This window comes from Streptosporangium sp. CA-115845, from assembly GCF_050943795.1.
Lineage (GTDB): Bacteria > Actinomycetota > Actinomycetes > Streptosporangiales > Streptosporangiaceae > Streptosporangium.
In genome coordinates this window covers 7,137,382-7,161,163 of record NZ_CP191988.1, presented here as the reverse complement: position 1 = coordinate 7,161,163, position 23,782 = coordinate 7,137,382, and the positions used below count along the sequence as shown (strand labels likewise).

24 protein-coding genes are annotated in these 23,782 nt (G+C 69.4%); 8 read left to right on the top strand and 16 right to left on the bottom strand.

Translation table 11 applies throughout. From position 1 onward, the window contains the following. Positions 1–140: 140 nt before the first annotated feature. From ACQP0P_RS34110 to ACQP0P_RS34100, 3 genes are all read right to left on the bottom strand, one after another. Complete coding sequence (locus ACQP0P_RS34110) at positions 141–722, bottom strand: DUF6069 family protein (protein WP_433362961.1); 582 nt, start codon at positions 720–722, stop codon at positions 141–143. Beyond that, positions 649–1,110: a hypothetical protein gene (locus ACQP0P_RS34105; protein ID WP_433362959.1), complete on the bottom strand. Its 462-nt coding sequence runs from the start codon at positions 1,108–1,110 to the stop codon at positions 649–651. The genes ACQP0P_RS34110 and ACQP0P_RS34105 overlap by 74 nt, the downstream gene beginning before the upstream one ends. 168 nt (positions 1,111–1,278) lie before the next feature. Continuing rightward, positions 1,279–1,470 (bottom strand): hypothetical protein, encoded by a 192-nt coding sequence (locus ACQP0P_RS34100; protein WP_433362956.1) that lies wholly within the window; start codon positions 1,468–1,470, stop codon positions 1,279–1,281. Positions 1,471–1,580: 110 nt separating this feature from the next. Between ACQP0P_RS34100 and ACQP0P_RS34095 the strand changes: the two genes are divergently transcribed. Next, positions 1,581–1,991, top strand: coding sequence for a RidA family protein (locus ACQP0P_RS34095; protein WP_433362953.1), 411 nt, complete (start codon positions 1,581–1,583; stop codon positions 1,989–1,991). A gap of 151 nt (positions 1,992–2,142) precedes the next feature. Here ACQP0P_RS34095 and ACQP0P_RS34090 read toward each other — a convergent pair whose 3' ends face one another. Then, positions 2,143–2,535, bottom strand: a complete 393-nt coding sequence (locus ACQP0P_RS34090) for a hypothetical protein (RefSeq protein ID WP_433362951.1) — start codon at positions 2,533–2,535, stop codon at positions 2,143–2,145. Between the two features lie 27 nt (positions 2,536–2,562). Between ACQP0P_RS34090 and ACQP0P_RS34085 the strand changes: the two genes are divergently transcribed. Beyond that, positions 2,563–3,039, top strand: coding sequence for an anthrone oxygenase family protein (locus tag ACQP0P_RS34085; protein WP_433362948.1), 477 nt, complete (start codon positions 2,563–2,565; stop codon positions 3,037–3,039). A 132-nt stretch (positions 3,040–3,171) separates the two neighbouring features. On the opposite strand, the gene ACQP0P_RS34080 is transcribed toward ACQP0P_RS34085, so the two are convergent. After that, positions 3,172–5,676 (bottom strand): ATP-binding protein, encoded by a 2,505-nt coding sequence (locus tag ACQP0P_RS34080; RefSeq protein ID WP_433362945.1) that lies wholly within the window; start codon positions 5,674–5,676, stop codon positions 3,172–3,174. A gap of 435 nt (positions 5,677–6,111) precedes the next feature. Here ACQP0P_RS34080 and ACQP0P_RS34075 point away from each other — a divergent pair, with 435 nt between their 5' ends. Beyond that, on the top strand, positions 6,112–6,279 hold the full coding sequence (locus ACQP0P_RS34075; RefSeq protein WP_433362942.1) for a hypothetical protein: 168 nt from the start codon (positions 6,112–6,114) through the stop codon (positions 6,277–6,279). A gap of 176 nt (positions 6,280–6,455) precedes the next feature. On the opposite strand, the gene ACQP0P_RS34070 is transcribed toward ACQP0P_RS34075, so the two are convergent. From ACQP0P_RS34070 to ACQP0P_RS34050, 5 genes are all read right to left on the bottom strand, one after another. Further along, complete coding sequence (locus ACQP0P_RS34070; RefSeq protein WP_433362939.1) at positions 6,456–6,701, bottom strand: hypothetical protein; 246 nt, start codon at positions 6,699–6,701, stop codon at positions 6,456–6,458. A gap of 178 nt (positions 6,702–6,879) precedes the next feature. Continuing rightward, positions 6,880–7,041, bottom strand: coding sequence for a hypothetical protein (locus ACQP0P_RS34065; RefSeq protein WP_433362936.1), 162 nt, complete (start codon positions 7,039–7,041; stop codon positions 6,880–6,882). Further along, complete coding sequence (locus ACQP0P_RS34060) at positions 7,038–8,252, bottom strand: AAA family ATPase (protein WP_433362933.1); 1,215 nt, start codon at positions 8,250–8,252, stop codon at positions 7,038–7,040. The genes ACQP0P_RS34065 and ACQP0P_RS34060 overlap by 4 nt, the downstream gene beginning before the upstream one ends. Positions 8,253–8,512: 260 nt before the next feature. Beyond that, positions 8,513–8,710 (bottom strand): DUF397 domain-containing protein, encoded by a 198-nt coding sequence (locus ACQP0P_RS34055; RefSeq protein ID WP_433362930.1) that lies wholly within the window; start codon positions 8,708–8,710, stop codon positions 8,513–8,515. Between the two features lie 90 nt (positions 8,711–8,800). Beyond that, positions 8,801–9,205: a hypothetical protein gene (locus tag ACQP0P_RS34050; protein ID WP_433362927.1), complete on the bottom strand. Its 405-nt coding sequence runs from the start codon at positions 9,203–9,205 to the stop codon at positions 8,801–8,803. 252 nt (positions 9,206–9,457) lie between these two features. Here ACQP0P_RS34050 and ACQP0P_RS34045 point away from each other — a divergent pair, with 252 nt between their 5' ends. Next, entirely contained in the window at positions 9,458–10,630 is a 1,173-nt protein-coding gene (locus ACQP0P_RS34045) for a hypothetical protein (protein WP_433362924.1), read from the top strand. Positions 10,631–10,697: 67 nt separating this feature from the next. Here ACQP0P_RS34045 and ACQP0P_RS34040 read toward each other — a convergent pair whose 3' ends face one another. From ACQP0P_RS34040 to ACQP0P_RS34025, 4 genes are read right to left on the bottom strand one after another with little or no spacing between them, the layout of a single operon-like run. After that, on the bottom strand, positions 10,698–11,699 hold the full coding sequence (locus ACQP0P_RS34040) for a LacI family DNA-binding transcriptional regulator (protein ID WP_433362921.1): 1,002 nt from the start codon (positions 11,697–11,699) through the stop codon (positions 10,698–10,700). Between the two features lie 47 nt (positions 11,700–11,746). Next, entirely contained in the window at positions 11,747–12,628 is an 882-nt protein-coding gene (locus tag ACQP0P_RS34035; RefSeq protein WP_433362918.1) for a carbohydrate ABC transporter permease, read from the bottom strand. Beyond that, positions 12,628–13,539, bottom strand: a complete 912-nt coding sequence (locus tag ACQP0P_RS34030; protein ID WP_433362915.1) for a carbohydrate ABC transporter permease — start codon at positions 13,537–13,539, stop codon at positions 12,628–12,630. The genes ACQP0P_RS34035 and ACQP0P_RS34030 overlap by 1 nt, the downstream gene beginning before the upstream one ends. Positions 13,540–13,544: 5 nt before the next feature. Continuing rightward, positions 13,545–14,855 (bottom strand): ABC transporter substrate-binding protein, encoded by a 1,311-nt coding sequence (locus ACQP0P_RS34025; protein ID WP_433362913.1) that lies wholly within the window; start codon positions 14,853–14,855, stop codon positions 13,545–13,547. Between the two features lie 273 nt (positions 14,856–15,128). Here ACQP0P_RS34025 and ACQP0P_RS34020 point away from each other — a divergent pair, with 273 nt between their 5' ends. Both ACQP0P_RS34020 and ACQP0P_RS34015 read left to right on the top strand, forming a co-directional pair. Beyond that, the gene (locus ACQP0P_RS34020; RefSeq protein WP_433362910.1) at positions 15,129–17,141 is read left to right on the top strand and encodes a beta-galactosidase; all 2,013 of its coding nucleotides are present in this window, start codon (positions 15,129–15,131) and stop codon (positions 17,139–17,141) included. Positions 17,142–17,234: 93 nt separating this feature from the next. Further along, positions 17,235–18,770 (top strand): glycoside hydrolase family 53 protein, encoded by a 1,536-nt coding sequence (locus ACQP0P_RS34015; RefSeq protein WP_433362907.1) that lies wholly within the window; start codon positions 17,235–17,237, stop codon positions 18,768–18,770. An 89-nt stretch (positions 18,771–18,859) separates the two neighbouring features. Here the strand turns inward: ACQP0P_RS34015 and ACQP0P_RS34010 are convergent, their stop codons facing one another. Both ACQP0P_RS34010 and ACQP0P_RS34005 read right to left on the bottom strand, forming a co-directional pair. Beyond that, positions 18,860–20,296: an RICIN domain-containing protein gene (locus tag ACQP0P_RS34010; protein WP_433362904.1), complete on the bottom strand. Its 1,437-nt coding sequence runs from the start codon at positions 20,294–20,296 to the stop codon at positions 18,860–18,862. A gap of 316 nt (positions 20,297–20,612) precedes the next feature. After that, positions 20,613–21,476 carry an NAD(+)/NADH kinase gene (locus ACQP0P_RS34005; protein WP_433362901.1) on the bottom strand — a complete coding sequence of 288 codons (864 nt, stop codon included), beginning with the start codon at positions 21,474–21,476 and terminating at the stop codon, positions 20,613–20,615. 148 nt (positions 21,477–21,624) lie between these two features. Between ACQP0P_RS34005 and ACQP0P_RS34000 the strand changes: the two genes are divergently transcribed. Together ACQP0P_RS34000 and ACQP0P_RS33995 are read left to right on the top strand one after the other, a co-directional pair. Next, entirely contained in the window at positions 21,625–22,506 is an 882-nt protein-coding gene (locus ACQP0P_RS34000) for a sulfotransferase family protein (protein WP_433362898.1), read from the top strand. Next, positions 22,503–23,684, top strand: a complete 1,182-nt coding sequence (locus ACQP0P_RS33995; RefSeq protein WP_433362895.1) for a glycosyltransferase family 4 protein — start codon at positions 22,503–22,505, stop codon at positions 23,682–23,684. The genes ACQP0P_RS34000 and ACQP0P_RS33995 overlap by 4 nt, the downstream gene beginning before the upstream one ends. The last annotated feature ends 98 nt before the right edge of the window (positions 23,685–23,782 follow it).

Sequence of the window (23,782 nt, the reverse complement as noted above, 5' to 3'; positions counted from 1 at the left end):
AGGAGTCACCCGGGCCGCCCCGCCCGCCTCGCAGGCGATCAGTCCGAGAGGCGCCCTGCCGGGCCGCTCCCCGCGGACACGGCGAACCCGCTGTGGTTCGAAGCGACCGCGGCGGCACCCTTCCGGGGTGTAGGCGGCGGCTATCGCAGACGGGAGCTGAGCCCCGGGATGACGACGACGGCGACCGCGATGTGGGTGAGGATCAGTGTCACCCGCGTGGCCGCGTCGACATCCGGAACCAGCAGGTCAGGCAGAAAAGACAGCGTCACCAGGGCGACCGTCGTCCGGACGAACGCCCGAGCGGGTTGCCCCGACCGCCGCCGGAAGGCGGCTGCCAGCGCGATGCCCACCACCGAGAACACGAACGCGAGCTGCGTGAAGCCCAGCAGCGGAATGGGCTCGCCGGCAATCTCAAGCGGCACGCCGGCGGCGTCCGCCGCCGCGGCAACCAGCGTCGCGGCGACAGCACCTCCCGCGGCGAACGCGAGGCCCGGCAACCAGAGCGGGCGACTGCCGGCCCTGATCGGCTCGGCGTCAGGGGCGATCGAGGTGGATACGGACACGTCGGTCTCCTTGTCGAAGGGGCTCGGCACGTCGTAGGCGACGGCGCCGGGAGCCACTTCAGCGTCCAGCAGAAGTGAAAAATTGTCAAGACAAGAAAAATTGTCGGAATCGGTGAAGGCGGCGATCAGGCCGGGGGGGCAGGGCGCGAAGGCCGGCACGGGCCCGCTCGTGGTCGCCCGTCCTGGCCGGCAGTTCGCCGATCTCTCTGCGGAACTCCAGGGTGAGGGCGTCATGCTCGTTCAGCGAGGTACGGACATCGCCCAGCAGATCGGTCATCCGCTCTCGCGCGATCTCGTTCCACCCCAGGGCGGCCGAGCTGAGCGCCTGGTTGTAACGGCACTCCAGGGCGACCCGGTGTTCAGGGCCGAGCGTCGCGATGAGTGCGGGGATCGGCTCCTCGAAGTCGTCCAGGGCCGCCGGGTGGTCGCGGGCGGTGAACCGGGCGTTCGCCAGGTCCATCTTCAGGGCGATCAGCAGCCGGTGATCCCCGATGGGCGGCGCACAGGCGGCCACAGCCTCGGTGAGGATCTCGTCGGTGGTGTTCAACCCGAGCGCCCGGTCATCCCGTGTGGGGTGGCGACAGCATGGTTATCGAGATTTCCGAGATGATCTGATGCGGCACATCGAGGGGGCTTTCCGGCTCGGTCGCGGATCTGGGCGCTTCCGGCCGAGACCTTTGACCACGTCACCGCCTTGCTCATCCGCGATGGGGCGTCAATAGACGGGGGTCACCTCGCGGATCACCCGGTCCACCAGGTAGAGCGACGGATCCAAGCCCATCTCGGCGCGCTTGGGAGAGTCCCGGTACTGCTGGTTCCGTTCCTGGAAGCTCTCGGGTCCGTCGTACGAGAGGACCCAGATGAACCGGTTCCGTTCGTGATCCAGCCAGGCGCCGTGGATCTCCAACCCGAATTCGCGAGGGGTGGGCCGTTCGCGGTTGGCCGGGAAAAGGAGGTGAGCACCGACAGGATCCTTGGCAGGATGGCCGTGCTCCATACCATTCGAAGGGAACGATTGTGGCCCGTGCCATCACTTTGATCCGCTCCGCCTCCCTGTCCGGCGTCGCCGAGTACGCCTACGCGGCCACGGCGCCCGCCGAATCGCGGCTGATCTTCCTTGCCGGGGCGTGTCCGTTGAACGAGGACGGATCCACGGCGGCGGTCGGGGACTACGCGGGCCAGGCGGCGAAAGCCATCGAGAACATGCGGATCGCTCTTACCGAGTCCGGTGCGTCGCTACAGGACGTCATCAGCACCAGGGTTCTCGTCGCGTCATCGCGGCAGGAGGACCTGGGGGCCGCCTGGAAGGTGGTCCGGGACTCGTTCGGTGACCACGACGTTCCCAGCACCTTGATGGGCGTCACCGTGCTCGGCTACCACGACCAGCTTGTTGAGATCGAAGCCGTCGCCGCTGTGCTCGACTCCTGAAAGCCGAAGACACCTCGAACGCAACCACCCGTCCGGTCCAAGCACATTCCCCCTGAAAACCCGATGCGCGCGGCCGGGGGCTGCGATGCCCAAGGTGGAGCGACCGACGCGGGTGCTCGAACTGTCTGCCGGGCCGGCCCGCAATACTTCCTCAGCGCCATTCACGTCTGGCCGGTTCGAGCAGGGCCTCGGCCAGTATCCGGGCCAGCCAGTCCTGGAAGTCACCCACGCTCCAGCCGCAGATCTCGGTAAACCGCTCGAACAGCTCGAACGAGGTCAAGGCGTAAATCTGATCGGCGGCCCGCTCGACGGTCAGCCCGGTGCGCAGCGCGCCGATCGCGGCCAGATCCTCGGCCGGGCCCCGGCTGCCTACCAATCGCTGCTGTTCGGTGCTCGCCAACAGGTCACTCAATCCGGCATCGGCGGCTGCGGCGGCGCGCAGCACGCGATGCACCGGGCCGACGCGTTGAAAGATCGTCACAGCCATCGCCGCGAACATGGACAGTTTCCGTACCGGATCAGGCTCGGCGATGATCGCCTGCACCTGCGGCCGGGCGCTCTGCGGGATGGGTTGCGCGTCGTCGGGGGTGTCTTCTTCACCGTGCTCGCTCCGTCGCTGCGTGAGCTGCCCGGACCCGCCTACGTGCGGTACTGGCAGGCACTCAACACCGACTACGGCCGTGCCATGCCGGTGCTCCTGCTCACCTGCCTCGCACTGCTCCTGGCGACGTGCGTACTGTCGTACCAGCGTGGTTGGCTCGTCCTCGGACTCAGCATCGCCGCCCTGCTGCTGGTGACGGGCACGATCGTGCTCTCGGTGACCCAGCTGGAGCCGCTCAATCAGCTCGCGAACTCCTGGAATGCCGATCAGCCGCCGACCGGCTGGGCGGATGCCCGCGAACGCTGGTGGAACCTGCACACGGCACGCACTGTGATGGCGGTGCCGGCCTTCGCCGGACTCCTGATCGCCCAGGCGGTCGACCGGGGCGGCAGCAAAACCGTCAATACCGCAGATTCGGCCATACAGCCCGCGCGGGTCTCCAGTTGATCCTGACGGCTACAGCGACCATTTCGAATCGCGATCGTCCCTGCGATCAGCAGGTAGAGCGAACACGCCCATCGAGGAGCAGGACTGGGACCGGTTCGCCGAGCGGCGCGATAGCGGTTCCTGGCGGTCTCCTCACCCCTGATTCGTGAGCGGGAGGCGGAGGATGAAGCGCGCGCCGCGGGTGGGCGGGGCTTCTACGTGCAGGGTCCCGTGGTGGGAGTGGGCGATGTCGCGGGCGATGGCCAGGCCGAGGCCGGTGCCTCCTGTGTCGCGGCTGCGGGCGGTGTCCAGCCGGGCGAAACGCTGGAAGATGTTCTCGCGTTCTGACGCTGGGACTCCCGGGCCGTCGTCGGTGACGGTGAGTTCGGCGCTGTCACCGCTGCGGCGCAGCCCGACCTCGACGTGGCCTACCGCGTGGCGCTGGGCGTTGTCGAGCAGGTTGGTCAGTATCCGGCCGATCTGCCCGGGGACGGCGTCGACTGTCACGCCGGGTTCGAGCCGGAGCCGCACCGGGTGCGGATCGTGCGCGCGGCGGGGCACCTCGGTCTCGATCAGCCGTGCCAGGTCGACGTTCTCCAGCGCGGCGGCCTGGTCGGCCCCTTGCCTGGCCAGTTGGAGGAGGTCGGTGGTGATGGCCTGCAATCGGTCCACATCGCCCAAGGTGTGTTCGAGTAGTTCGCCGAGGTCGGTCTCCTCGGGGTGGAGTTGCGCCTCCTCCAGCTGTGCCCGCAGCCCGGCCAGCGGGGTGCGCAGCTCGTGGGAGGCGTCGGCGGTGAAGCACCGCTGCCGTTCGAGGGACTCCCGCAGCCCCGCCTGTAGGTGTTGCAACTCCTGGACGCGGGTGTGCTCCACCTCGTAGAGGCGGGCTCGTACCAGGGCCTGGGAGATCAGTCCGCTGAGCGCCGTGAGCAGCGTACGCTCCTCGCCGGGGAAGTGGTGGGGCCGGTCGAAGGAGATCACGCAGCACCCCCGGTACTGGCCGGGCACGAGCAGCGGCAGGATCGCCCAGGCGTTCTTCTCCGAGTCGTCGGCGCTCCTGCGGGCCATCCAGCCGGTGAGGTTCGGATAGCGCTTGTGGTGCTCGGCCCTGGAGGTGATGAAGACCGGGGCACGCGATCGCAGGGCGTCGGAGAGGGGGGACGGCTCCATGAGCACCTGGTCCTCCAGCCGGTCAAGGACGTCCGCGGCGTGGTTGAAGGCTCCGGCCACGTGCAGGCGATCGTGGTCGATGGTCAGCACGATCAGTCCCGCCGCGCCGAACGGCGGCAGCACCCGCTCGGCGATGACCCGCACGAGGTCACGGGCGGTCACGGCGTCGCCGAGGGCTCGGGTCAGTTCCTGGACCCAGGCGGTTCGCTCGGCGGCGGCCTGCTCGGCGGCCTTGCGCTCGGCGTCGCGCAGGCGCTTGTCGGTGACGTCGGCGAGATAGAGGGTCAGGCCGTCGGGCACCGGCACCAGTCGCACGTGGTACCAGCGACTGTCGGTCGGCCACTGCACGTCGAGAGTGGCGGGCTCCCGCTCGGCGGCGGCCCGGTGGCACGCCGCCCGCAGGTCGGGCGACTTTCCTGTCGGCAGGTCCCACAGCACCTGACCGTAGGGGTCGGTGACCCCCAGGAGGCGCTCGGCGTCGAGGTTGACGAAGGTGATCCGCCAGTCGCGGTCCACCGCGAGGAAGGCGTCGCTCATGTAGCGCAGCGCGCGGCTGACCGACTCGCGGGCGATACGGCTCTCCGTGGTGTCCCAGACCGTGCCGATCATGTGTGTCGGCTCGCCGGCCTCATCCAGCACCAACCGGCCGCGTTCCTGCACCCAGCCCGTGGTTCCGTCCGGGCGGCGGGCACGATACTCGATCTCGAACAGCCCCCTGGTGCGGACGGCCTCCTCGGTTGCGGTCATCACCCGGGGATAGTCATCTGGGTGGATGAGCTCGACCCAGTAGTCAATGGTGTGGGGGCCGCTGCCCACATCGATCCCCATCACGGTCAGGCCGGCCTCGTCCCAGCGCAGTTCGCCGGTCAGGAGGTTCCAGTCCCAAGATCCGATCCTGGTCGCCTTCAGCGCCTGCCGGAGATGAGAGTCGGTGGAGAGGTCCTGCCGCCGCGGGTATCCGCTGTCTGAGTCGGTGCCGGATCCGGCCAGCCGCTGGGCCAGCCAGTCGGCCAGCGATCGCAGGAACGCCCGCTGGCGGTCGGTGGGCTTGGTGGGCCCGCAGGAGAGTACGGACAGTACGCCGACCGGCGCGTCGCGGACGCGCAGCGGCACGGCCGTCAGGGTCGCGGTGGGCGGTATGGCCGCGGCCGTCTCCTTGGCGCTCTCGCGCCCGGCGCCTGGGGCGACGGACGTGCACACGGGCGCTCCGTCGCGCAGCGCCCGGACGATGACGTCCCGGATCTCCTCCCCCCACGTCTGCAACTGGGCGGGAGGCACCCCGGAGGCCACCAGCAGGCGCGGCCCCCCGCGGATGACCCGCGCTCCAGACCAGTGCACCATCCCGCTCAACCCACGCAGTTCGGCGACCGCCTGGTCCAGCGCGTACTTCAGCACCTCGATCTCGCCGAGGCCGACGGAGGCGAGCGCGAGAGTACGCAGCCGCTGGTTCTCCTCGGAATCGGCGCCCCAGGTTTCGTTCCTCGCCATCCTCTCGCCCCCCAACTGCCACAACAGAGGCACGGCGTCGGGCAGATGTTCTTCGCGCTGCCGACAGCGGACGAACTATTTTCCGAATTTATCATAGTAACGACTGATTTTCGGAAAAAAAGTAAAGCCTCTGGCGAGCGGAGACCCGGCCGGTTCCAACCTTGCCATTTCAAGACGGACTTTTTGCGAATCCATCATCGACACTCCCAGCGGCGAGCTCCCGAGTCGGATCAGACGTCTCATGGAAGCGCAGCGTTTGCTTTATTAAGTGGCTAAGAGATGGTAATCGCCCGATCCATTCGGTAGCCTGCGCACCCGACCTGTACTCTTTGCAGGCGGCTCCCCGGTGAGGAGAATTTCGACTTCTTATTTTTCGACCGGCACACGGCATTGATCCATGATTATGGTGAGATCGGCCTCCAATCCGGTGGATGGATGACGCACGATCCCGTCGTCATCTCCGCACTGGAGAAGAAGGCGATCGGGCTTCGGACGACGGCTTTCCATGCGGCGCGGGCGGCCGAACAGTCGGCGCTGTTCGCGTGTAGTTTCGCGGTGCGGTCGCGGAGCCGGTCGGTCAGGTCCGGGGGCGTCGCACGATGAATGCGAATCATGGGGTGTCGGCGATCCTCGCGGCCACCTCTTTGGCCGTGGCATCGGCCCGAGCGGCGACATGCTTTCCGGGGCCGGGTAGGGCGTCACCCTGCGAGACAGGTCCCCAGGCGGCCATACGGCAAGAGGGCGAGCCAGGTGGCTCGCCCTCACCGGAGCCTTTCTGATCAGTTTTCCAAGCCGGGAGGCGGTGGGTTGGACTGTTTGAACCGTTTCATGTTGATCGCGCGCCACGCTCCCACCCATTGCTCCATGTCCGCCTCGCAGGCCGTCACGATCGCGCGGACGACGCGCAGCGCCGGCATCCGGGTCAACTTGGGATTGAGGGCGTCATGCAAGGTGGTGTACGGAATTTGGCGGTAATACCCCCACCGGCCCTCCACCTCCAACTGGCGGATCTGCTGAAGGCTCACGCCCGCCCATGCGCGTAGGAGACATAGCTGATAGCGGTACTGCCAAGGGCTGTCGGCCAGCCACGGATCCGGTGCGGCGGGACCCTGGGGAGGCTTAGGACCCGGAACGGTGACATGAGGGGTTTCGATTTGGCTTTTGGTTGACCGCGGGCGTTGTGCACGTTGCGGTCTTGAACTCTCACGAGTCCGGATCGCCGATCTCCGCGATCCGTCCGCGCATCTCCGGGCAGAACTCCTCCAGGAGGATCCGGAGACTGAGCCGGTCGTTTCGATCCTCACCGGCGACGACCACGATCGGTTTCCTGGTCGGCCGGATGCGGGTTCCCCCGCGCCTGCTCACAGATCGCCTCCCAGCGCACCGGAGAACCACAGCTCTCCCAGAGGCATCCCCTCGCTGGCTCGCACGATTTTCTCAACCTGGGCGGTCGAAACCGCCGGGATCACGGAGGAACCGTCCTCCGCGCGCTCGCACACGATGAGTTCCTCCGGTTTGAGCCGGTCGGCGAGGGCCGGTGAATGGGTGGCGATGATGAACTGTGTTCTGTCGCTCGCCTCCCGGACTCGCTCGACAAGGATCTCCAACGCCTGCGGGTGCAGGCCATGATCGATCTCTTCGACGCAGGTGAGCGCGGGAGGGCTGGGGTCGTAGAGCATCGCGAGAAGACCCAGCAGGCGGATCGTGCCGTAGGAGGCGTCGAGCAGCGAGGTGGGGTCGCGCAGCCCGCGTTCCCTGAGGACCACGACGACGGAATGAGCGCCCCCGGACCGGTAGTCGAAGTCGAGCGCTTCGAGTTGGGGGAGAACCTCCACCGCGTCGGCCTGGAGCCGCTCCCATGCCTCCTCGTCGGTGTCCCGCAGAGTCAGCAGGAACCTCGCCAGGTTGGAGGCGTCATCCGCGATCGCCTCGTATCCGCTCCGAGGAACGCGCGATGGCAGGCGCGCGCGGTGAACATCGACGTCGAAGACGCGGAAGGTGGTGAGGAAATCGGCCAGGGCCACCACCTCTCGCCCGCCGAAATTCTCCGACAGCCGGGGCAGAGTGGACAGGCCGGTGCTGAACGGCTGGATTCCGACCTCCATCACCGCGGTACGCCGCTCGGACTCGTCATCCGAGATCACCTCGTCGGCCCCGTACTGTGAACTCGCGGCTCGCTCACCCGACACTTCGATCCGGTTCCGCCAGCCGCCGGCCCGGCTGAGGTGAAAGATCTCCTCCCGTGCCGGAGGACTACCGTTGATCTTCAAGCGGTACACATCGAGCGGACACCCGGATGTCTCGGGTACGGACCAGTGGCCCTTCAGGCCGATCTGGATGTGATTCGGCCTCAGCTCGCCGCCCCGGAACACCAGCTCGTCAAAGCCGCCCCGGTCCTCAAGCGCCGGTCCCAGGTCGGTCCGGACGATGTCGGCCAGGAAATCGAACACCCGCAGCACGTTTGTCTTGCCCGCGCCGTTGGGCCCGACCAGCACGTTGACCGGCCCCAGCGGCAGCGCCACCTTCCGCAGGCTGCGGAAGTTTTCCACTTCCAGCTCTACCAACCGCCCAGCCATCAACCCCACCTCTTCCTGCCCGGCGCCGACGAGAGCCGTCCGGCGAGCCGCTTTCCGAGCCTCACGAACCATCTTTCCTGTTCCCACGGCACCGATTCGTCGAGATCGCCGAGAACCCTGCCGGGTGGTCGGTGTCTCGGACCACGACGCGAGCAGTCAATCATCCGGCAGGCGATCATCCATGGACGGCAGGACACGAGGTTGGACAGCACCTACCGGCCGCCCTGGTGCGTGGTCGGGCGGCCGGTAGGGGAGATCGTTCAGCCGAGGTCGAAGTCGTCGGCCTTGAGGGTGTTGATGAAGGTGGTCCATTCGGCGGGGGTGAAGAAGAGGTTGGGGCCGTGCGGGTCCTTGGAATCGCGGACGGCGATCAGGTGGGGGTGTCCGGGCTTGTGGGCGGGGGTTTCGGTGAGGTTTTCCAGCTCCGCGACCTCGACGCAGCCGACCGGGCACGGCAAGTCGGTTCCTGATGAGCTTGTGCTTGTCGCCCAGGGGCTTGCGCATCTTGGCCCAGCGGTCCCGGGCGTCCAGCAGGATCACCTTGTCCTTCAAAGCGGGAGCCTTGCGGTTGGACAGGATCCAGAAATACGTGGAGATGCCGGTGTGCGGTACTTCTCCAGCACCTCGACCGCGTCCGGGGAGAACGCGCCGATGTAGGAGCGCAGGTCGCGGGCGACGTTCTCGGAATCCTTGCCCAGCGTCCCGGAGTCGAGCGGGCCGGTGTTGTGGAAGCTCGCGCCGGAGGCGTTCCCCTGGATCAGATCCTCGCCGAGGGCGGCGACCCGGCGCAGCGAAGCCTCGAATTCCGCCAGCTTCCTGAACGCCTCGCCGTACACCCGCTGCTCCTCGATCGGCAGCAGCGGGATCTCCGCGCGGCGTACGTCCACCTGGGCGCGGCTGCCCACGGTGGGGTAGTTGCGCAGGTTGACCGAGCCGCTCAGGAAGCCCGCCACGAAATGGGGTCGAGCAGGGCCGGGTCGGGGCGGAGCCCCGAGGGCGGGCGGCCCTTACTCGTCCCCACCACAACTGTGTTCTCTTCTGTCACTCGCGTGAGCGCCCGTTTGGCGAACAGCGCGCCGACATTCTGGAATGATCGCGTAGATATCCTGTCGGACATCGAGACTGACGGACAGTGACTGATGCCCCCCATCGATCAAATCACCACCTTCGCATCCGACCAGCCGGTGTTGACGAGCTTTATTGGCGTGTTCGCTCTCGTCCTCCTGGTCGCGGCCTACTTCGCGCTCCGCGCCGTCCAGCGGATGGCGGTCCGCTTCTTCCACTCCCATGTCGCGCCCCGTCCGGTGGAGGACATCCTCACCATCGTCGCCGCCAGCATCGCGACGGGTGTCTCCGCCCAGGGCATGTGGCGCTTCTCCGGTGACGTGCTCGGCTTCGACGGTCCGCTGCGGCTGCTGCTCTTCGCCTTCATCGAGGTCGCCGTCATCACCAGCGCGGTCCGGGCCCGCCGCAACATGCGGGAGAACTTCTCGGCCGGCATCGACGGCATCGCCGTGTGGGCGCTCACCGGCCTGACCGCGGTGCTGTCCAGCATGGACGCCCGCAGCATGGCCGAGGCCATCTTCCGGCTCGCCGCGCCCCTGGTGGCGGCGTGGCTCTGGGAGCGCGGCATGGCGATCGAACGCCACCGGATCAGCGGGCGCTCGCGCATCAACTGGCGGCTCACCCCCGAGCGGGCGCTGGTCCGCATCGGGCTGGCCGAGGTCAGCGACCGTACGGCGAGTGAGGTCGACGCCCACCGCAGGCTGACCCGGGTCGCGCTGGCGGCCAAGCGCGCCCGCGCGCTCCGCGAGTCCGGGGCGTCCGACCGGAAGATGCGCGCGGCCCTCGCCAAGCTGGACCGTGCCATGGACCGGGCGGTGGAGCACACCGGCCTGGCCGTCGACTCGGTACGCCAGGAGGCCCTGCTCTCCCAGATCGGCGCCCTCTACAACACCTCCGCGCTGATCGACCTGACCCCGCCGGTGCCGTGGGACCCGGAGCCCGAGCCGGTGCGTCCCGCGGTGGCCGCGGGGCGACCGGTCATCGACGATGACGATGACGAGGTCCAGGTGCTGGACGGCCCACCGCCGGTCGTCGACACGGCGCAGCGCGCGGCCCTGATGCGTGCCGCGCGGGAGTACTGGGACAAGCAGATCGAGCGGAGGTTCGTGCCCCGGGCGACGGACATCGCCCACGAGACCGGGGTCTCCCTGGCCACCGCCCGCGAGTACCGGGCGCTGTGGAAGCTGGAGCCCAAGGCTCACGCGTTGCTGGAGGCGGCCTTCCACGAGCACGGGATCATCGACACCGGCACCTTCCCCGCCATCGAGACCGAGCAGGTCCTGACCGTGAACGGCTCGTCCGCCGCGCGCTGACCTCGCCGGGAAAGACTCGCCCCCCGTCCGCGGAACGCGGCCGGGGGGTCTGTCGGTTCGGGGTGGTTCAGGTCGACTCGCGGACGATGAGGTCGGTGGGCAGTATCACCGGCTCCACATGCCCGGCGCCGTCGATCAGGGCGAGCAAGAGGCGGACCGTCTCCTCGGCGACCCGTTCCAGGGGCTGGCGGATGGTGGTGAGCGGCGGATGGGTGGTGAGCGCCACCGCCGAGTCGTCGAAGCCGCCCACCGCGACGTCCTCGGGCACCCGCCGCCCGGCGGCGCGCAGCGCGGAGAGCGCGCCCGCGGCCATCAGGTCGGAGGCGACGAACACCGCGTCGATGTCGGGGGCACGTTCCAGCAGCCGGGCCATCGCGCTCTCCCCGCCCAGCTGGGTGTAGTCGCCGTGCTCGATGAGCCTCCTGCTCGCCTTCCGGCCGAGGATGTCGGCGAAGCCCTCCAGCCGCAGCGCGCCGCCGGGGGTGTCGAGCGGGCCGGTGATGGTGGCGATCCGCCTGCGGCCCCGCTCGACCAGGTAGCGCGTCATCTGCCGGGCGCCCTCGCGGTCGTCCGCCGCCGCGTAGGGGATCACGTTCTCCCTGCCGATGACCGCCCCCTGGGCGACGGCGGCCACACCGATGTCCACCAGCGCGTCCGCCAGCCTGTCGCCCGCGTGGGTGGAGACCAGGAAGACCCCGTCGGCGTGGCCGCCGCGCAGGTAGCGGACCACCCGGTCGCGGTCGCCGTCGTTCCCGGCGATCATCATCACCAGCGATATGTCCCGCTCGGCGAGCCGCCGGGTGGCGGTGCGCAGCAGCACGCTGTAGTTGGGGTCCTCGAACAGTCGCTCCTGCGGCTCCGACAGGACCATCACCACCGAACCGGTCCGCTGGGTGACCAGACTGCGGGCGGCCCGATTGAGCACGTAGCCGGTCTCGGCGATGGCCCGCTGGACCGCGGCGTGCGCCGCGGGGCTGACGTACCGGTCGTCGTTGAGCACCCGGGAGACCGTTCCCCGGGAGACCCCCGCCACCGCCGCGACGTCATGGATGGTCGGACGCTTCGCCATGCTCCCATTGTCCCCTCGACCGGGCGAGGTCCGGTCGGGCCCGGCCACTAGCCTTTCACGGCCCCGCCGGCCAGGTCGGTCCGCCAGTAGCGCTGCATGGTGAGGAAGAGCGCGATCAGCGGGATGATCGACAGCAGGGTGCCGGTGAGGATCAGGTTGTACAGGGAGGGCTGGTTGGCGCCGGCCGCTAGCAGCGTGTAGAGCCCGACGGTCAGCGGGAACCTCTGGTCGTCGCCCAGCATGATGAACGGCAGCAGGAAGTTGTTCCAGATCGCGACGAACTGGAACAGGAAGATGGTCACCATGCCCGGGATCATCAGCGGCAGCGCCACCCGGCGCAGCAGCAGCCAGTGCCCGGCGCCGTCGATGCGCCCCGCCTCCAGCAGGGCGTCGGGAACGGCGGCGGTGGCGTAGATGCGCGCCAGATAGATGCTGTACGGGTGCAGGATCTGCGGGAGCAGGACCGACCAGTAGGTGTCGGCGAGCCCGAGCCGGGAGAAGAGCAGGTACTGCGGGATGGCCAGCACCACGGCGGGCACCAGGATGCCGCCGATCAGCAGGTTGAAGATCAGGTTCCGGCCCCGGAAGCGGTACTTGGCCAGCGCGTAGCCGGAGACCGCGGAGACGGCGGTGGAGAGCAGGGCGCCGCCGCCGGCGTACAGCAGCGTGTTGAGCATCCACAGCCAGAACACGCCGTCGCGGTAGGCGGCCAGGTCGGCGAGGTTGGAGAGCAGCCCGGTGCCGGGGGCGAAGGCCGAGGTGGAGAAGAGCTCCGCCTTCGACTTGGTGGCGGCCATCAGCACCCAGCTGACCGGCAGCAGGCAGTAGAGCGCGCCCAGCAGCAGGATCGCGGTCGGTGCGATCCCGTACGGGCGGCGTCGCGCGGCCGCCCTCCGGCGTCCCTTCGCGGTGAGGGTCGTGGCGGCCATCAGCTCTCCCCGAAGGCGCGGTCGCGGACGACGCGCAGGAAACCAAAGGACAGGACGAGGGAGATCGCCGCGATGACGATCGAGGTGGCGGCGGCCGAGTAGAGGTCGCCGGTGACGAAGGCGTCGCGGTAGACCTTCATGAGCGGGCTCCAGGTCGAGCTGATCGTGTTGGTCAGCGGCCGCAGCGTGGCCGGCTCGGTGAACACCTGGATCGTGGCGATGATGGAGAACACGGTGGTCAGGATGATCGCGGGCAGCAGGATCGGGATCTTGATCCGCAGCGCTGTCTGGATCTCGCTCGCCCCGTCGATCCTGGCGGCCTCGTAGTAGGTCCTGGGCACGGCGCGCAGGGCGGTGTAGAGCACCAGCATGTTGAAGCCGACGCCGCCCCAGACCGCGATGTTCGCCATGGAGAGGACCACGGTGCCCGAGCCGAGCAGGTCGACGTCGAGCACCTGGCGGATCGGGCTGAGGCTCGGCAGGTAGAGGAAGCCCCACAGCAGGGTGGCGGCCACGCCGGGCACCGCGTACGGCAGGAAGACGGCGACCCTGGAGAAACGCGCGAGCCGCACGTGCGCCGAGTCCAGCAGCAGCGCGAAGAGCAGGGCGAGCCCGAGCATGACGACGAGCACCAGCAGGCCGTAGCCGAGGACGCGCAGCCAGCCGGCCCACAGCTCGCCGTCGGCGAGCGTCGCGGTGTAGTTGTCGAGGCCGGCGAAGACCTCGCGGCGCGAGCCCTTGCCCAGGCCGAGCCCGGAGACCTTGGTGCGCCGCAGGCTGAGGTAGGCCGTGTAGCCGATGGGGACGGCCATGAAGAGCGTGAACAGCGCCATGGCCGGTGCGAGGAAGAGGTAGGGGACGGCGCTCGCGGTGCGGGCGCCGCCGCCGGGGCGTCGGGTCATCGGGGTCATCGATGTCATTGGGAGAGCTGGAATCCGGACTTCTGCATGTCGGCGACCGTCGCCTCCTGCATCGTGCCGATGGCGTCGGAGAACGCGGACCTGTCCTGTACGGCCTTGTCGAAGGCGTCCTTGAAGGCGTTGTACGTCACGTTGACGTTCGGCCCGAAGGTGAAGCCCCGCGCGGTGGCGGAGATCGCGGCGGCCTGCTGCCAGAAGTCGGGCTGGTTGGAGAAGTAGTCGGGGGTCTCGCCGAGCATGGTGCCGCCCTTGGCGGCGGCCGGGTAGACCGCGCCCTCCTTGACGAGCAGGCCGAGCGCCTCGGGGTCGGTGTTGAGCCAGGTCGCGAACTTCGCGGCGGCGGCCCGGTTGGGGGACTTGGCGGCGACCGCGGTGGAGGAGCCGCCCCAGAAGCCGCTGGCGTTCTCGCCGGCGCTCCACTGCGGCAGCGGGGCGATCGCCCACCTGCCCTTGGCCTTGGGGGCGTTGCTGGACAGCACACCCGGCGCCCAGACGGCCGAGGGCCAGGTCAGCAGCTTGCCGTCGTTGAGCGCCTTGTTCCACTCGGGGGTGAAGTACGGCTGGTCGTCGATGGCGCCCTCCTTCACGAGGCCGCCCCAGTAGTCGGCGACCTTCCTGGTGGCGTCGTCGTTGACCGTGACCTTCCAGGACTCGCCGCTGATCGACCACCACTGGGCGCCGGCCTGCTGGGCGAGGCCGACGAAGGCGCCGGGGTCCTTGCTGGAGAAGGTGCCCAGGAAGACCTTGGGGTCCTTCTTGCGTACGGTGCGGGCGGCCTCGGCGTACTCGTCCCACGTCTTGGGGACCTCGATGCCGTACTTGTCGAACAGGTCCTGGCGGTAGTAGAGCATCATCGGGCCGCTGTCCTGGGGGAGCGCGTAGACGGCGTCGGTGCCGAGCGTGACCAGCCCCCAGATGCCCTCGCCGAACTCGCCCTTCGCCTGCGCCACGTCGCCGGAAAGGTCGGCCACCGCGTCGGCGGCGACGAAGGAGGGCAGCATCTGGTACTCGGCCTGGACCAGGTCAGGGGGGTTTCCCGCCTTGGCCGCGGTCAGGAACTTGGCGGCCGCGTCGTCGCCGCCGGCCTGCTTGCTGACCGTGACCTGGATGTCGGGGTTGGCGCTGTTCCAGGCTGCCGCGATCTTGTCCATGTTGGGAACCCATGTCCAGTAGGTGAGCTTGACCGGCCCTGCGGGGGCCGAGCTCTGCGCGGCCGGGGCGGCCGGCTCCTGGGCGGCGCCGGAACATCCGGCGGCCAGGGTGGCGGCGAGAGCCGCGGCCGCCACTGCGAGCCGGTTTCTCTGCATGCGTTCCTCCGTGTCAGGGATGCCGTGTCGGGGGGTGCTGTATCGGGGGCTGTGCCGGGGGTGCTGTATCGGGATGTCGCGCCGGGGCTCGGGGCCCGCCATGCGGACATGTCTGTGAACGTTCACAGACTGAAATCCGAGATGTCGCCCTGTCAATGCTCGTTACGCTCTTGTTAATCGCCTGACCGTGCTGGTGTTCCCGTGGCGACTCTTCCCCGGGTGTCGGGTTTCGATTACTGTGCACGTTCACAGAGATGAGCCAAGGGGGAGCAGTTGCCTGGATATCCCGTCCTGCCGGAGGGCATCGCGTACGGAGGGGACTACAACCCCGAGCAGTGGCCGGAGGAGGTCTGGCACGAGGACGTCCGGTTGATGCGCGAGGCCGGGGTGAACCTGGTCAGCCTCGGCATTTTCGGCTGGAGCCTGCTGGAGCCGGAAGAGGGGGTCTACGACTTCGACCGGCTGGATCGGATCATCGACCTGCTCGGCTCCGCGGGCATCAGGGTCGACCTCGCGACACCGACCTCCTCCCCGCCCACCTGGTTTCGGACCGCCCACCCGGGCAGCCACCTGGTCGACCGCGCGGGCCATGTCATCGCCGGAGGCTCCCGGCACAGCTTCTGCCCCAGCTCCCCGGAGTACGCCGTCGCCTCGGAACGGATCGCCGGCCGGCTCGCCGCCCGCTACGCCGGGCACCGGGCGGTCGTCATGTGGCACGTCCACAACGAGTACGGCTGGGCGAACGCGCGCTGCTACTGCGAGACCTCCGCGGAGGCGTTCCGCGACTGGCTGCGCGAGCGGCACGGGGACGTGGCGGCGCTCAACGCGGCGTGGGGGACCACGTTCTGGGGGCTGACCTACGGCTCGTTCGACGAGGTGGAACCCCCGAGGCTCGCGCCGGCCGGCCAGCTGACGGCCCTGCAGCTCGACTACGCGCGCTTCTCCGTCGACGCGCACATCGCCAACTTCCGCCGCGAGCGCGACGCCATCCGTCGCTTCAGCGACCTGCCGGTCACCACCAACTTCATGATCCCCAACTGCGAGCCGATGGACTACTGGCGGTGGGCGGGGGAGGTGGACGTCGTCTCCAACGACCACTACCTCGACGCCGGGCGGGCCGAGGGCCACATCGAGCTCGCCATGGCGGCGGATCTCACCCGCTCGGTGGCGGGCGGCCGGCCGTGGATGCTCATGGAGCACTCCACCGGCGCGGTCAACTGGCAGCCGCGCAACCTCGCCAAGCGGCCGGGGGAGATGCGGCGCAACAGCCTCGCCCACGTCGCCAGGGGATCGGACTCGGTGCTCTTCTTCCAGTGGCGCGCCTCCCGCTACGGCGCGGAGAAGTTCCACTCGGCGATGCTGCCGCACGCCGGGACCGACTCCGAGCTCTGGCGCGACGTGGTCGCCCTCGGCGCCGAGCTGCGCGAGCTGGCGCCGGTGCGCGGCTCCCGCGTCAAGGCCGAGGTCGCGCTGGTGTGGGACTGGGAGTCGTACTGGGCGCTCGAACTGGAGTGGCGGCCCTCGGTGGACCTGAGGTTCCGCGAGCGGGTGGAGGCGTACTACGAGGCGCTCTGGCGCGAGCACGTCACCGTCGACTTCGTCCACCCCGCGGCCGACCTCTCGGCGTACCGGATGGTCGTCGTGCCGAGCTCCTACCTGCTCACCGAGGCCGCGGGCAAGAACCTGCACCGCCACGTGGAGGCCGGGGGCCACCTGGTCGTCTCCTGCTTCTCCGGGATCGTCGACGAGAACGACACGATCCACCCCGGCGCCTACCCCGGCGTGCTGCGCGACGTGCTCGGCCTGTCGGTGGAGGAGTTCCACCCGCTGCCGGAGAACGGCACGGTCGCCGTCGGCGACGACGGGCTGACCGGCCGGATCTGGTCCGAGCGGGTCCGCCTCGCCGGAGCGCGTACCGTGCGCGCCTTCACCGGCGGACCGGACGCGGGCCACCCCGCGCTGACCCGCCACGAGCTGGGAGCGGGCACCGCCTGGTACGTCGCCACGGCCCTCGACCCCCGCGTGGGCCAGGACACGGACGGAGACCTGCGCGCGATCCTGCGCGCGGTCCTCGACGCCGCGGGCGTGTCCCGCCCGCGCGGCCTGCCCGACACCCTCGAACTCCTGCGGCGGGGCCGCCACCTCTTCCTGGTCAACCACGGCGACGAGCCGGTCACCGTCCCGGGTGTGAGCGGGACCGGGGTTCTCGACGGCGCCGAGCACGCGGGGTCGGCGACGGTACCGGCCGGCGGCGTCACCGTCGTCGAGCTGACGGGGGACGCATGAGCTCCCCCGGTGCCGCGCCGGCCACCTGACCGCGGCACGTCACCGGGGGTCTTCGGGGGTTGTCCGCACCACTCCATCCCAGAGCGAGGACAGATGAAGAAGATCCTGGTGGCGCTGCTGCTCTGCGCCGCCGCAACGCTCACCCCCCTGGCGGCCCTGGCCGCCTCGACGGTCACCAACGGCGGCTTCGAGACGGGAAGCCCGACCTCCACGCCGACCGGCTGGAGCACCACCGTCGGCAGCGGTTCCGCCGCCGCCGACTTCACCGAGGCGGGCGGCCACGCCGGCTCCTACCGCCTGTCCCACTGGGCCTCCGGCGCGTACACCGTCGAGACCCACCAGACACTGACCGGCCTGACCTCCGGCACCTACACGCTCCGGGCCTGGGTCAGGTCGGGAGCCGCGAGCCAGAGCTGGATCGCGCTGCGGAACTGCGGTCCCGCCGAGAGGAGGACCTACCTGCCGGTCAGCTCGTCCGAATGGATCCAGATCGCGGTCACCCAGACCGTGACGGGCGGCCAGTGCACGGTGAGCCTCGGCTCCGCCGCCGCGGCGGGCGGCTGGGCCAACTTCGACGACGTCACCTTCGCCGCGGGGTCGGCGACGCTGGCGATCAAGGGCGCCGACACCTCCAGCCTGCCCAAGTCCGAGGCCCTCGGCGGGAAGTACTACAGCGCCACCGGCGCGCAGGGTGACGCGCTGGCCATCATGCGCTCGGCCGGGCTCAACTACGTCCGGCTGAAGGTCTGGGTCAACGCGGCCGACGGCTACAACGACAAGGCGCACGTGCTGGCCCTGGCGCGGCGGATCAAGGCCCAGGGCATGGGGCTGCTGATCGACTTCCACTACTCGGACACCTGGGCCGACCCCGGCAAGCAGTACAAGCCCGCCGCGTGGGCGGGGTACACGCTCGCCCAGCTCAAGACCACTGTCTACAACCACACCTATGACGTGCTGAACGCGCTGAAGGCGCAGGGCACGACCGCCGACATGGTCCAGGTCGGAAACGAGATCAACGACGGCATGCTCTGGGAGGAGGGCCGCAGCTCCAACTTCGGCAACCTCGCCCAGCTCCTCAACTCCGGCCACAGCGCGGTCAAGGCGGTCTCCGGCTCGACCAGGGTCGTGCTGCACGTGGCCGAGGGCGGCAACAACTCGCTCTTCCGCTGGTGGTTCGACAGCGCCGCCGCCCACGGCGTGAACTACGACGTGATCGGCGTCTCCTACTACTCCTACTGGCACGGCACGCTCGGCGCGCTGCAGACCAACCTCAACGACATCGCCTCCAGGTACGGCAAGCCGGTCCTGGTCGTCGAGACCGCCTACCCCTTCACCACGGGCAACGACGACGGCCTCACCAACATCATCACCGCGGCGACGCCGTACCCCGGCTACCCGGCCTCCGCCGCGGGCCAGTCGGCGATGCTGCGCGACGTGATGAGCGTGGTGCAGGCCGTGCCGAACGGCCGAGGGCTGGGCGTCGTCTACTGGGAACCCAGCTGGACCGCGGTGCGCGGCAACGGCTGGGACCCGGCCGACGCGTCCTCGGGCAACGGGTGGGAGAACCAGGCACTGTTCGACTTCTCCGACCGGGCGCTGCCCGCGCTCACCCAGTTCAGCCACCAGTGACACGTGCGGCTCCCGCGGGCATCGCCCACGGGAGCCGTTGGAGCCGTTCCGCCCCAGGTCCGGGTCAGGACGGACCTGGGGCGGACGGATCAGACCGAGATCCGGCCGGCGCCGGCGCCGCCGGTCACGATCGACTTGACGCTGGAGGCGGTGTCGAGCGAGTAGGAGTAGGGGACGGAGGCGACGCTGCCGCCCGCGTCCCCGGCACCGGAGTTGACGAAGTGGTTGTTGCGGGCGACCAGGTTGGCGGCCGGCGAGGAGCCCTCACCGCGGTGGTAGGGGTCGGGGGTGTTCTCGAAGTAGTTGCCCTCGACCAGGACACCGGCGTTCTTCGTGGACGCCACGCCGTATCCGCCGCCGCTGCCGACGTTGCCGTAGTAGTTGTTGTAGACGTGCACCGGGTTGCCGAAGCGGACCCGCGGGTGGCGCTGGTTGGTGCCGTCGAACCAGTTGTGGTGGTAGGTGACGCGCAGCTTGCCGGTGTCCTCGCCGGCGTTGCCGTCGTCGTGGCCGAGCAGCATGGTCTTGTCGTGGCTGGAGACCCGGTTCCAGGAGATCGTGACGTAGTCGCTGGCGCGCTTGACGTCCACGGCTCCGTCGTAGCCGTTGCTGAAGGAGTTGTGGTCGATCCAGACCCGGGTGGAGTACTGGACCTGGATGCCGTCGTCGTCCCAGTTACGGAAGGTCAGGTTGCGGACGATGACGTTGGACGCCTCGGAGATGTTGAACCCGCAGCCCGAGATGACGGCGCCGGAGTTGCCGAGGACCGTCTTGTTGGAGGCGACCTTGAGCATCCCGGAGCAGGAGATCGTGCCCGACACCCGGATGACCGCCGCGCCGCTCGCCGAGAGCGCGCTGGTCAGCGCGGAGGCGCTGCTGACCGTGGTCGCCGGGGTGTTGCCGCCGCCGGTGGTGCCGCCGCCCTGGGTCGCCCAGCCGACCAGGCCGGTCTGGTTACCCGGGGGGTTCGTGGGAGTGACCGTCGGGGTCGGGGTCGGCTGCGTGCCGCCGGCGGGGACGAGCCGCCACTGCTTGGTCGCCACCGAGTCGCAGGAGTTCTGCTGCACGAGGGCGCCGGAGGAGGTGGAGTTGTCCAGGGTGTTGAGGCACTTGCCGCCGTTGGCGTTGACCACCCGGTAGTTCGACCCGGACTCGGTCAGGTTCCAGGTCTGGGAGGACGCGCCCGAGCAGCTCTCCTGCTGGACGGCCTTGCCCGCGGAGGTGCTGGCGTCCTTGACGCCCGCGCACTTGCCGCTGTGCGTGGCCTTGAGCTGGGTGCTGCCCCCGGACACGGTCCAGGTCTGCCCGGCGCCGCCGCAGCCGCTCTGGGTGAGCTGGACGCCGTCGGACGAGCTGCCACCTGGAACGGTCAGGCAGAGGCCACTGCCGTCGTTCACCAGGGTGTAGTTTCCCGCGGCGGGAGCGGCGGCCGCGGCGGCGGAGACGCCCGCCACCGTTCCCGACAGGGCGAGGGCCGTGGCGGCGATGACCGCACCGGCCGTTTTCCCGTTGAATCTGTACAGCACAGTCGAGCTCCTTGCTGGTCCGGCAGGCCGGTGCGGCCTGCGTTTCGGATTCCCCCCAGCGAGCACTCGCCGTTCACATATGCGATCCGCGGACATGTGAGCGAACAATCCACAAGCTAGGTAAGCGCTTTCCCGCTGTCAACCCGCCGGTGAAACTTTCATGACGGATGCTGTTGCCACATCCTCCACCGGTCACGGAACGTGACCGGTGGAGGAGATGACGGCGCCTGGATGCTCCCCACGTCTTCCGCCTGCCGCGGTCGGCCGGGCCGCGCCTCGGCGGCGTCGCCGGTCACAGCGGCCTCGGGGGCAGGGCCTAATCGACCTCGGCGCTGCCGTTGACGCGGAGCTTGCGGCGGGCACGCTCGTAGAAGCTCGTGGTGCCGAGCCGGACCACCCACGCGGCGGCGCGCACCGAGGTGACGGTGAGCTCGTCCCCCGGAGACAGGTGTGCGCCCACCGCGCCGTCCACCTCCAGGGCCAGCCGGCCGCTCGCCGGCAGCAGGCCGAGCACGACCCGCTCGTCCGCGGACAGCACGAGGGCCCGGTTGAACGACGAGTGCGCCGCGGCCGGGACCACGAGGAACGCCTCCACCGTCGGTGACACGATGGGACCGCCCGCGGAGAAGCTGTAGGCGGTCGACCCGGTGGGGGTCGCGACGATCACCGCGTCGGCCGCGTAGCGCACGAAGGGGTGCCCCTCTACGGTGATCGACATCGCGGACAGCCCGTGGCCCGGTATCCGCACCAGGGCGATGTCGTTGAACGCGGTCACCGAGGTGCCGTCGGGCAGGGTGGCCCGCACCGCCATCCGGGGTTCGACCGTGTAGGCGTTGTCGTCGATGGCCGACAGCGCGAAGGGCAGTTCGTCGACGTCGATCTCGGCGAGGAACCCCAGCTTGCCGAGGTTGACGCCGAGGATCGGAGTCCGCCGCCCCGAGATGAGCCGCATGGTGCGCAGCATCGTGCCGTCACCGCCGAGGCTGACGAGCAGGTCGGCGCGGTCGACCAGGGTGGCGCCGTCGACGGACACCGCGCTGCAGTCGATGCGCCCGACCTCGTCGGGCAGCCCGAGCACCGTGACGCTGCGGGCGCGGGCCCACTCCACGATCGTGTCGATGGCCACCTTCGAATCGCGCTGCGGGTGCAGAACCAGTCCCACGGTCTTGACCATCCCCATGGCTCACACTGTACGGCGATTCGCCGTCGGTCCCGCGCGGTGAAACCCCGGTGCGCTGCCCCCTCCGCCCGGGGCCCGGCGGGAACGGATGGTGCTCCAAACTGAACACACAGTGAAATGCCAGGAAAGATGGGTAGCCTGCCTGGGCATGAAGTGGCAGCGTAAGGCCAACGACGCCCTGGTCAGGCTCACCGGATTCCAGCTCAACCGGGTAGGGAGAATCGGTTCGTCGGCGGACGTGGGGGCCCCGGCCGCGGAGGAGCCGTTCGGTCCGCCCGCCGACCCGGAAGTCGACCGGCTGCTGGTGGCGCCGGTCTTCGTCCTCTCGCCGGTGAGGTCCGGCTCCACGCTCCTGCGGGCGATGCTCAACGCCCACTCCATGCTGCACGCCCCGCACGAACCGCACGTGCGGAGGCTGAGGGTGGAGTTCGGCACCTCGCTGGCGGAGCGGGCGATGAAGGCGCTCGGCCACAACCGGGCCGACCTGGAACACCTGCTGTGGGATCGGGTGCTCCACCGCGAGCTGGTCAGGAGCGGCAAGACGTTCTTCGTGGACAAGACACCGGCCAATGCCTTCGCCTACCGGCGCGTCGCCGCGTGCTGGCCGGACGCCAGATTCGTCTTCCTGCTGCGCCACCCGGCGTCCATCGCCAGGTCGTGGTACGAGGCGGGGGCGGGCAGGCGGACGCCGGAGGAGGCGGCGCTCGACGCCCTGCGTTACATGAAGGCGGTGCAGCGGGCACGGGGGGCACTCAGCGGGTGCACCGTGCGTTACGAGGACCTGACCGCCGACCCCGAGGCCGAGGCGCGCCGCGTCTGCGACTTCCTGGGAGTTCCCTGGGAGCCGGAGATGCTGGCCTACGGCGAGCAGACCGTGCTGGAGAAGGGGCTCGGCGACTGGAAGGACAAGATCCGGTCGGGGCGGGTGCAGCCCGGACGCGACCTACCGGGGCCGGAGGAGATACCCGACTCGCTCCGGCCGATGTGCGAGAGCTGGGGATATCTGCCGCGTGTCACGGAGTCCGCATGACGGCGCCGGAGACCACGAGGATCCGCTACCTGCTGCTGCACGCGTACGGCATGGGCGGGACGATCCGCACGGTGATCAACCAGGCGAACGCGATGGCCGCGGCCGGCCACGAGGTCGAGATCGTCAGCGTGGTACGGCGGAAGGAGCGACCCCAGTTCGAGATCGACCCGCGCATCCGTCTCCTGACGCTGTCGGACCAGCGTGCGGGCAGGCCCGTCGATTCCATGGGGCGGCGGGCGTGGCGGTGGATCCGGGGCAGGATCGTGCCCGCCGGCGAGTTCGCGGCCTCCTACTTCACCGAACGCGTGGAGCGGGCCGTCATCGACTACGTCTCCGCGCTCACCGACGGCGTCCTGGTGACCACCCGCCCCGCCCTGAACCTCATCTCGGCCCGCCGTGCTCCCGCGAGCGTCGTCAAGGTCGGGCAGGAGCACATGAACCTGGCCACCCACTCCGAGGCGGTCCGCTCGGAGATCGGCCGCCATTACGGCAAGCTGGACGCGGTGGTCGTGCTCACCGAGACCGACAGGAGGGAGTACCAGGCGCTCCTGCCCGCCACGCGCGTCGAGCGCGTCCCCAACGCGGTCGGCTCCGTGCGCCGGACCCCCTCCCGGAAAGACGACAGGCTCGTGGTCGCGGCCGGGCGGCTGGTCGGGCAGAAGGGCTTCGACCTGCTGATTCCCGCGTTTCGGCAGGTTGTGGACCGTCACCCGGACTGGCGGCTGCGCATCTACGGCACCGGCAAGAAGAAGGGTCAGTTGCGCGCGCTCCTGAAGGAGTACGGGCTGGGTGACAACGTCACCCTGATGGGACGGACCGACCGTCTCGACGAGGAACTGGCCAGGGCCTCCCTCTACGTCCTCAGCTCGCGGTTCGAGGGGTTGCCGATGGTGATGATCGAGGCGATGACCCACGGGCTGCCCGTTGTGGCCTTCGACTGCCCGACCGGCCCGGCCGACGTGCTCACCCCCGAGGTCGACGGGCTGCTCGTCCCTCCCCGCGACATCGACGCGTTGGCGGCGGCGATGGTCCGGCTCATCGAGGACAGGGAGCTGCGGCGGCGGATGGGAACGGCCGCGGCCGTCGCCGCGCACGACTACACCCCCGAAGCGGTCATGCCGCTCTGGGAGAAACTGTTCGCCGAACTGCTGGACCGAGGACCGAAACAGTCAGGCTGACCTGATCCTCCGGTTTCCCTCGCTTCTCCTGAATTAGGGAAAAATCCATTCTTTAGTGCCTGCCGGCGCCCTGCTGTGGGATGAAGGCGACTTCCATG

What these genes read in the sequence shown, in the direction of transcription:
- ACQP0P_RS34030 (WP_433362915.1), bottom strand. Translation starts at nt 13,539, where the DNA reads ATGACCCCGATGACCCGACGCCCCGGCGGCGGCGCCCGCACCGCGAGC.
- ACQP0P_RS34075 (WP_433362942.1), top strand. Translation starts at nt 6,112, where the DNA reads ATGACGCACGATCCCGTCGTCATCTCCGCACTGGAGAAGAAGGCGATC.
- ACQP0P_RS33995 (WP_433362895.1), top strand. Translation starts at nt 22,503, where the DNA reads ATGACGGCGCCGGAGACCACGAGGATCCGCTACCTGCTGCTGCACGCG.
- ACQP0P_RS34015 (WP_433362907.1), top strand. Translation starts at nt 17,235, where the DNA reads ATGAAGAAGATCCTGGTGGCGCTGCTGCTCTGCGCCGCCGCAACGCTC.
- ACQP0P_RS34035 (WP_433362918.1), bottom strand. Translation starts at nt 12,628, where the DNA reads ATGGCCGCCACGACCCTCACCGCGAAGGGACGCCGGAGGGCGGCCGCG.
- ACQP0P_RS34080 (WP_433362945.1), bottom strand. Translation starts at nt 5,676, where the DNA reads ATGGCGAGGAACGAAACCTGGGGCGCCGATTCCGAGGAGAACCAGCGG.
- ACQP0P_RS34000 (WP_433362898.1), top strand. Translation starts at nt 21,625, where the DNA reads ATGAAGTGGCAGCGTAAGGCCAACGACGCCCTGGTCAGGCTCACCGGA.
- ACQP0P_RS34005 (WP_433362901.1), bottom strand. Translation starts at nt 21,476, where the DNA reads ATGGGGATGGTCAAGACCGTGGGACTGGTTCTGCACCCGCAGCGCGAT.
- ACQP0P_RS34060 (WP_433362933.1), bottom strand. Translation starts at nt 8,252, where the DNA reads ATGGCTGGGCGGTTGGTAGAGCTGGAAGTGGAAAACTTCCGCAGCCTG.
- ACQP0P_RS34025 (WP_433362913.1), bottom strand. Translation starts at nt 14,855, where the DNA reads ATGCAGAGAAACCGGCTCGCAGTGGCGGCCGCGGCTCTCGCCGCCACC.
- ACQP0P_RS34040 (WP_433362921.1), bottom strand. Translation starts at nt 11,699, where the DNA reads ATGGCGAAGCGTCCGACCATCCATGACGTCGCGGCGGTGGCGGGGGTC.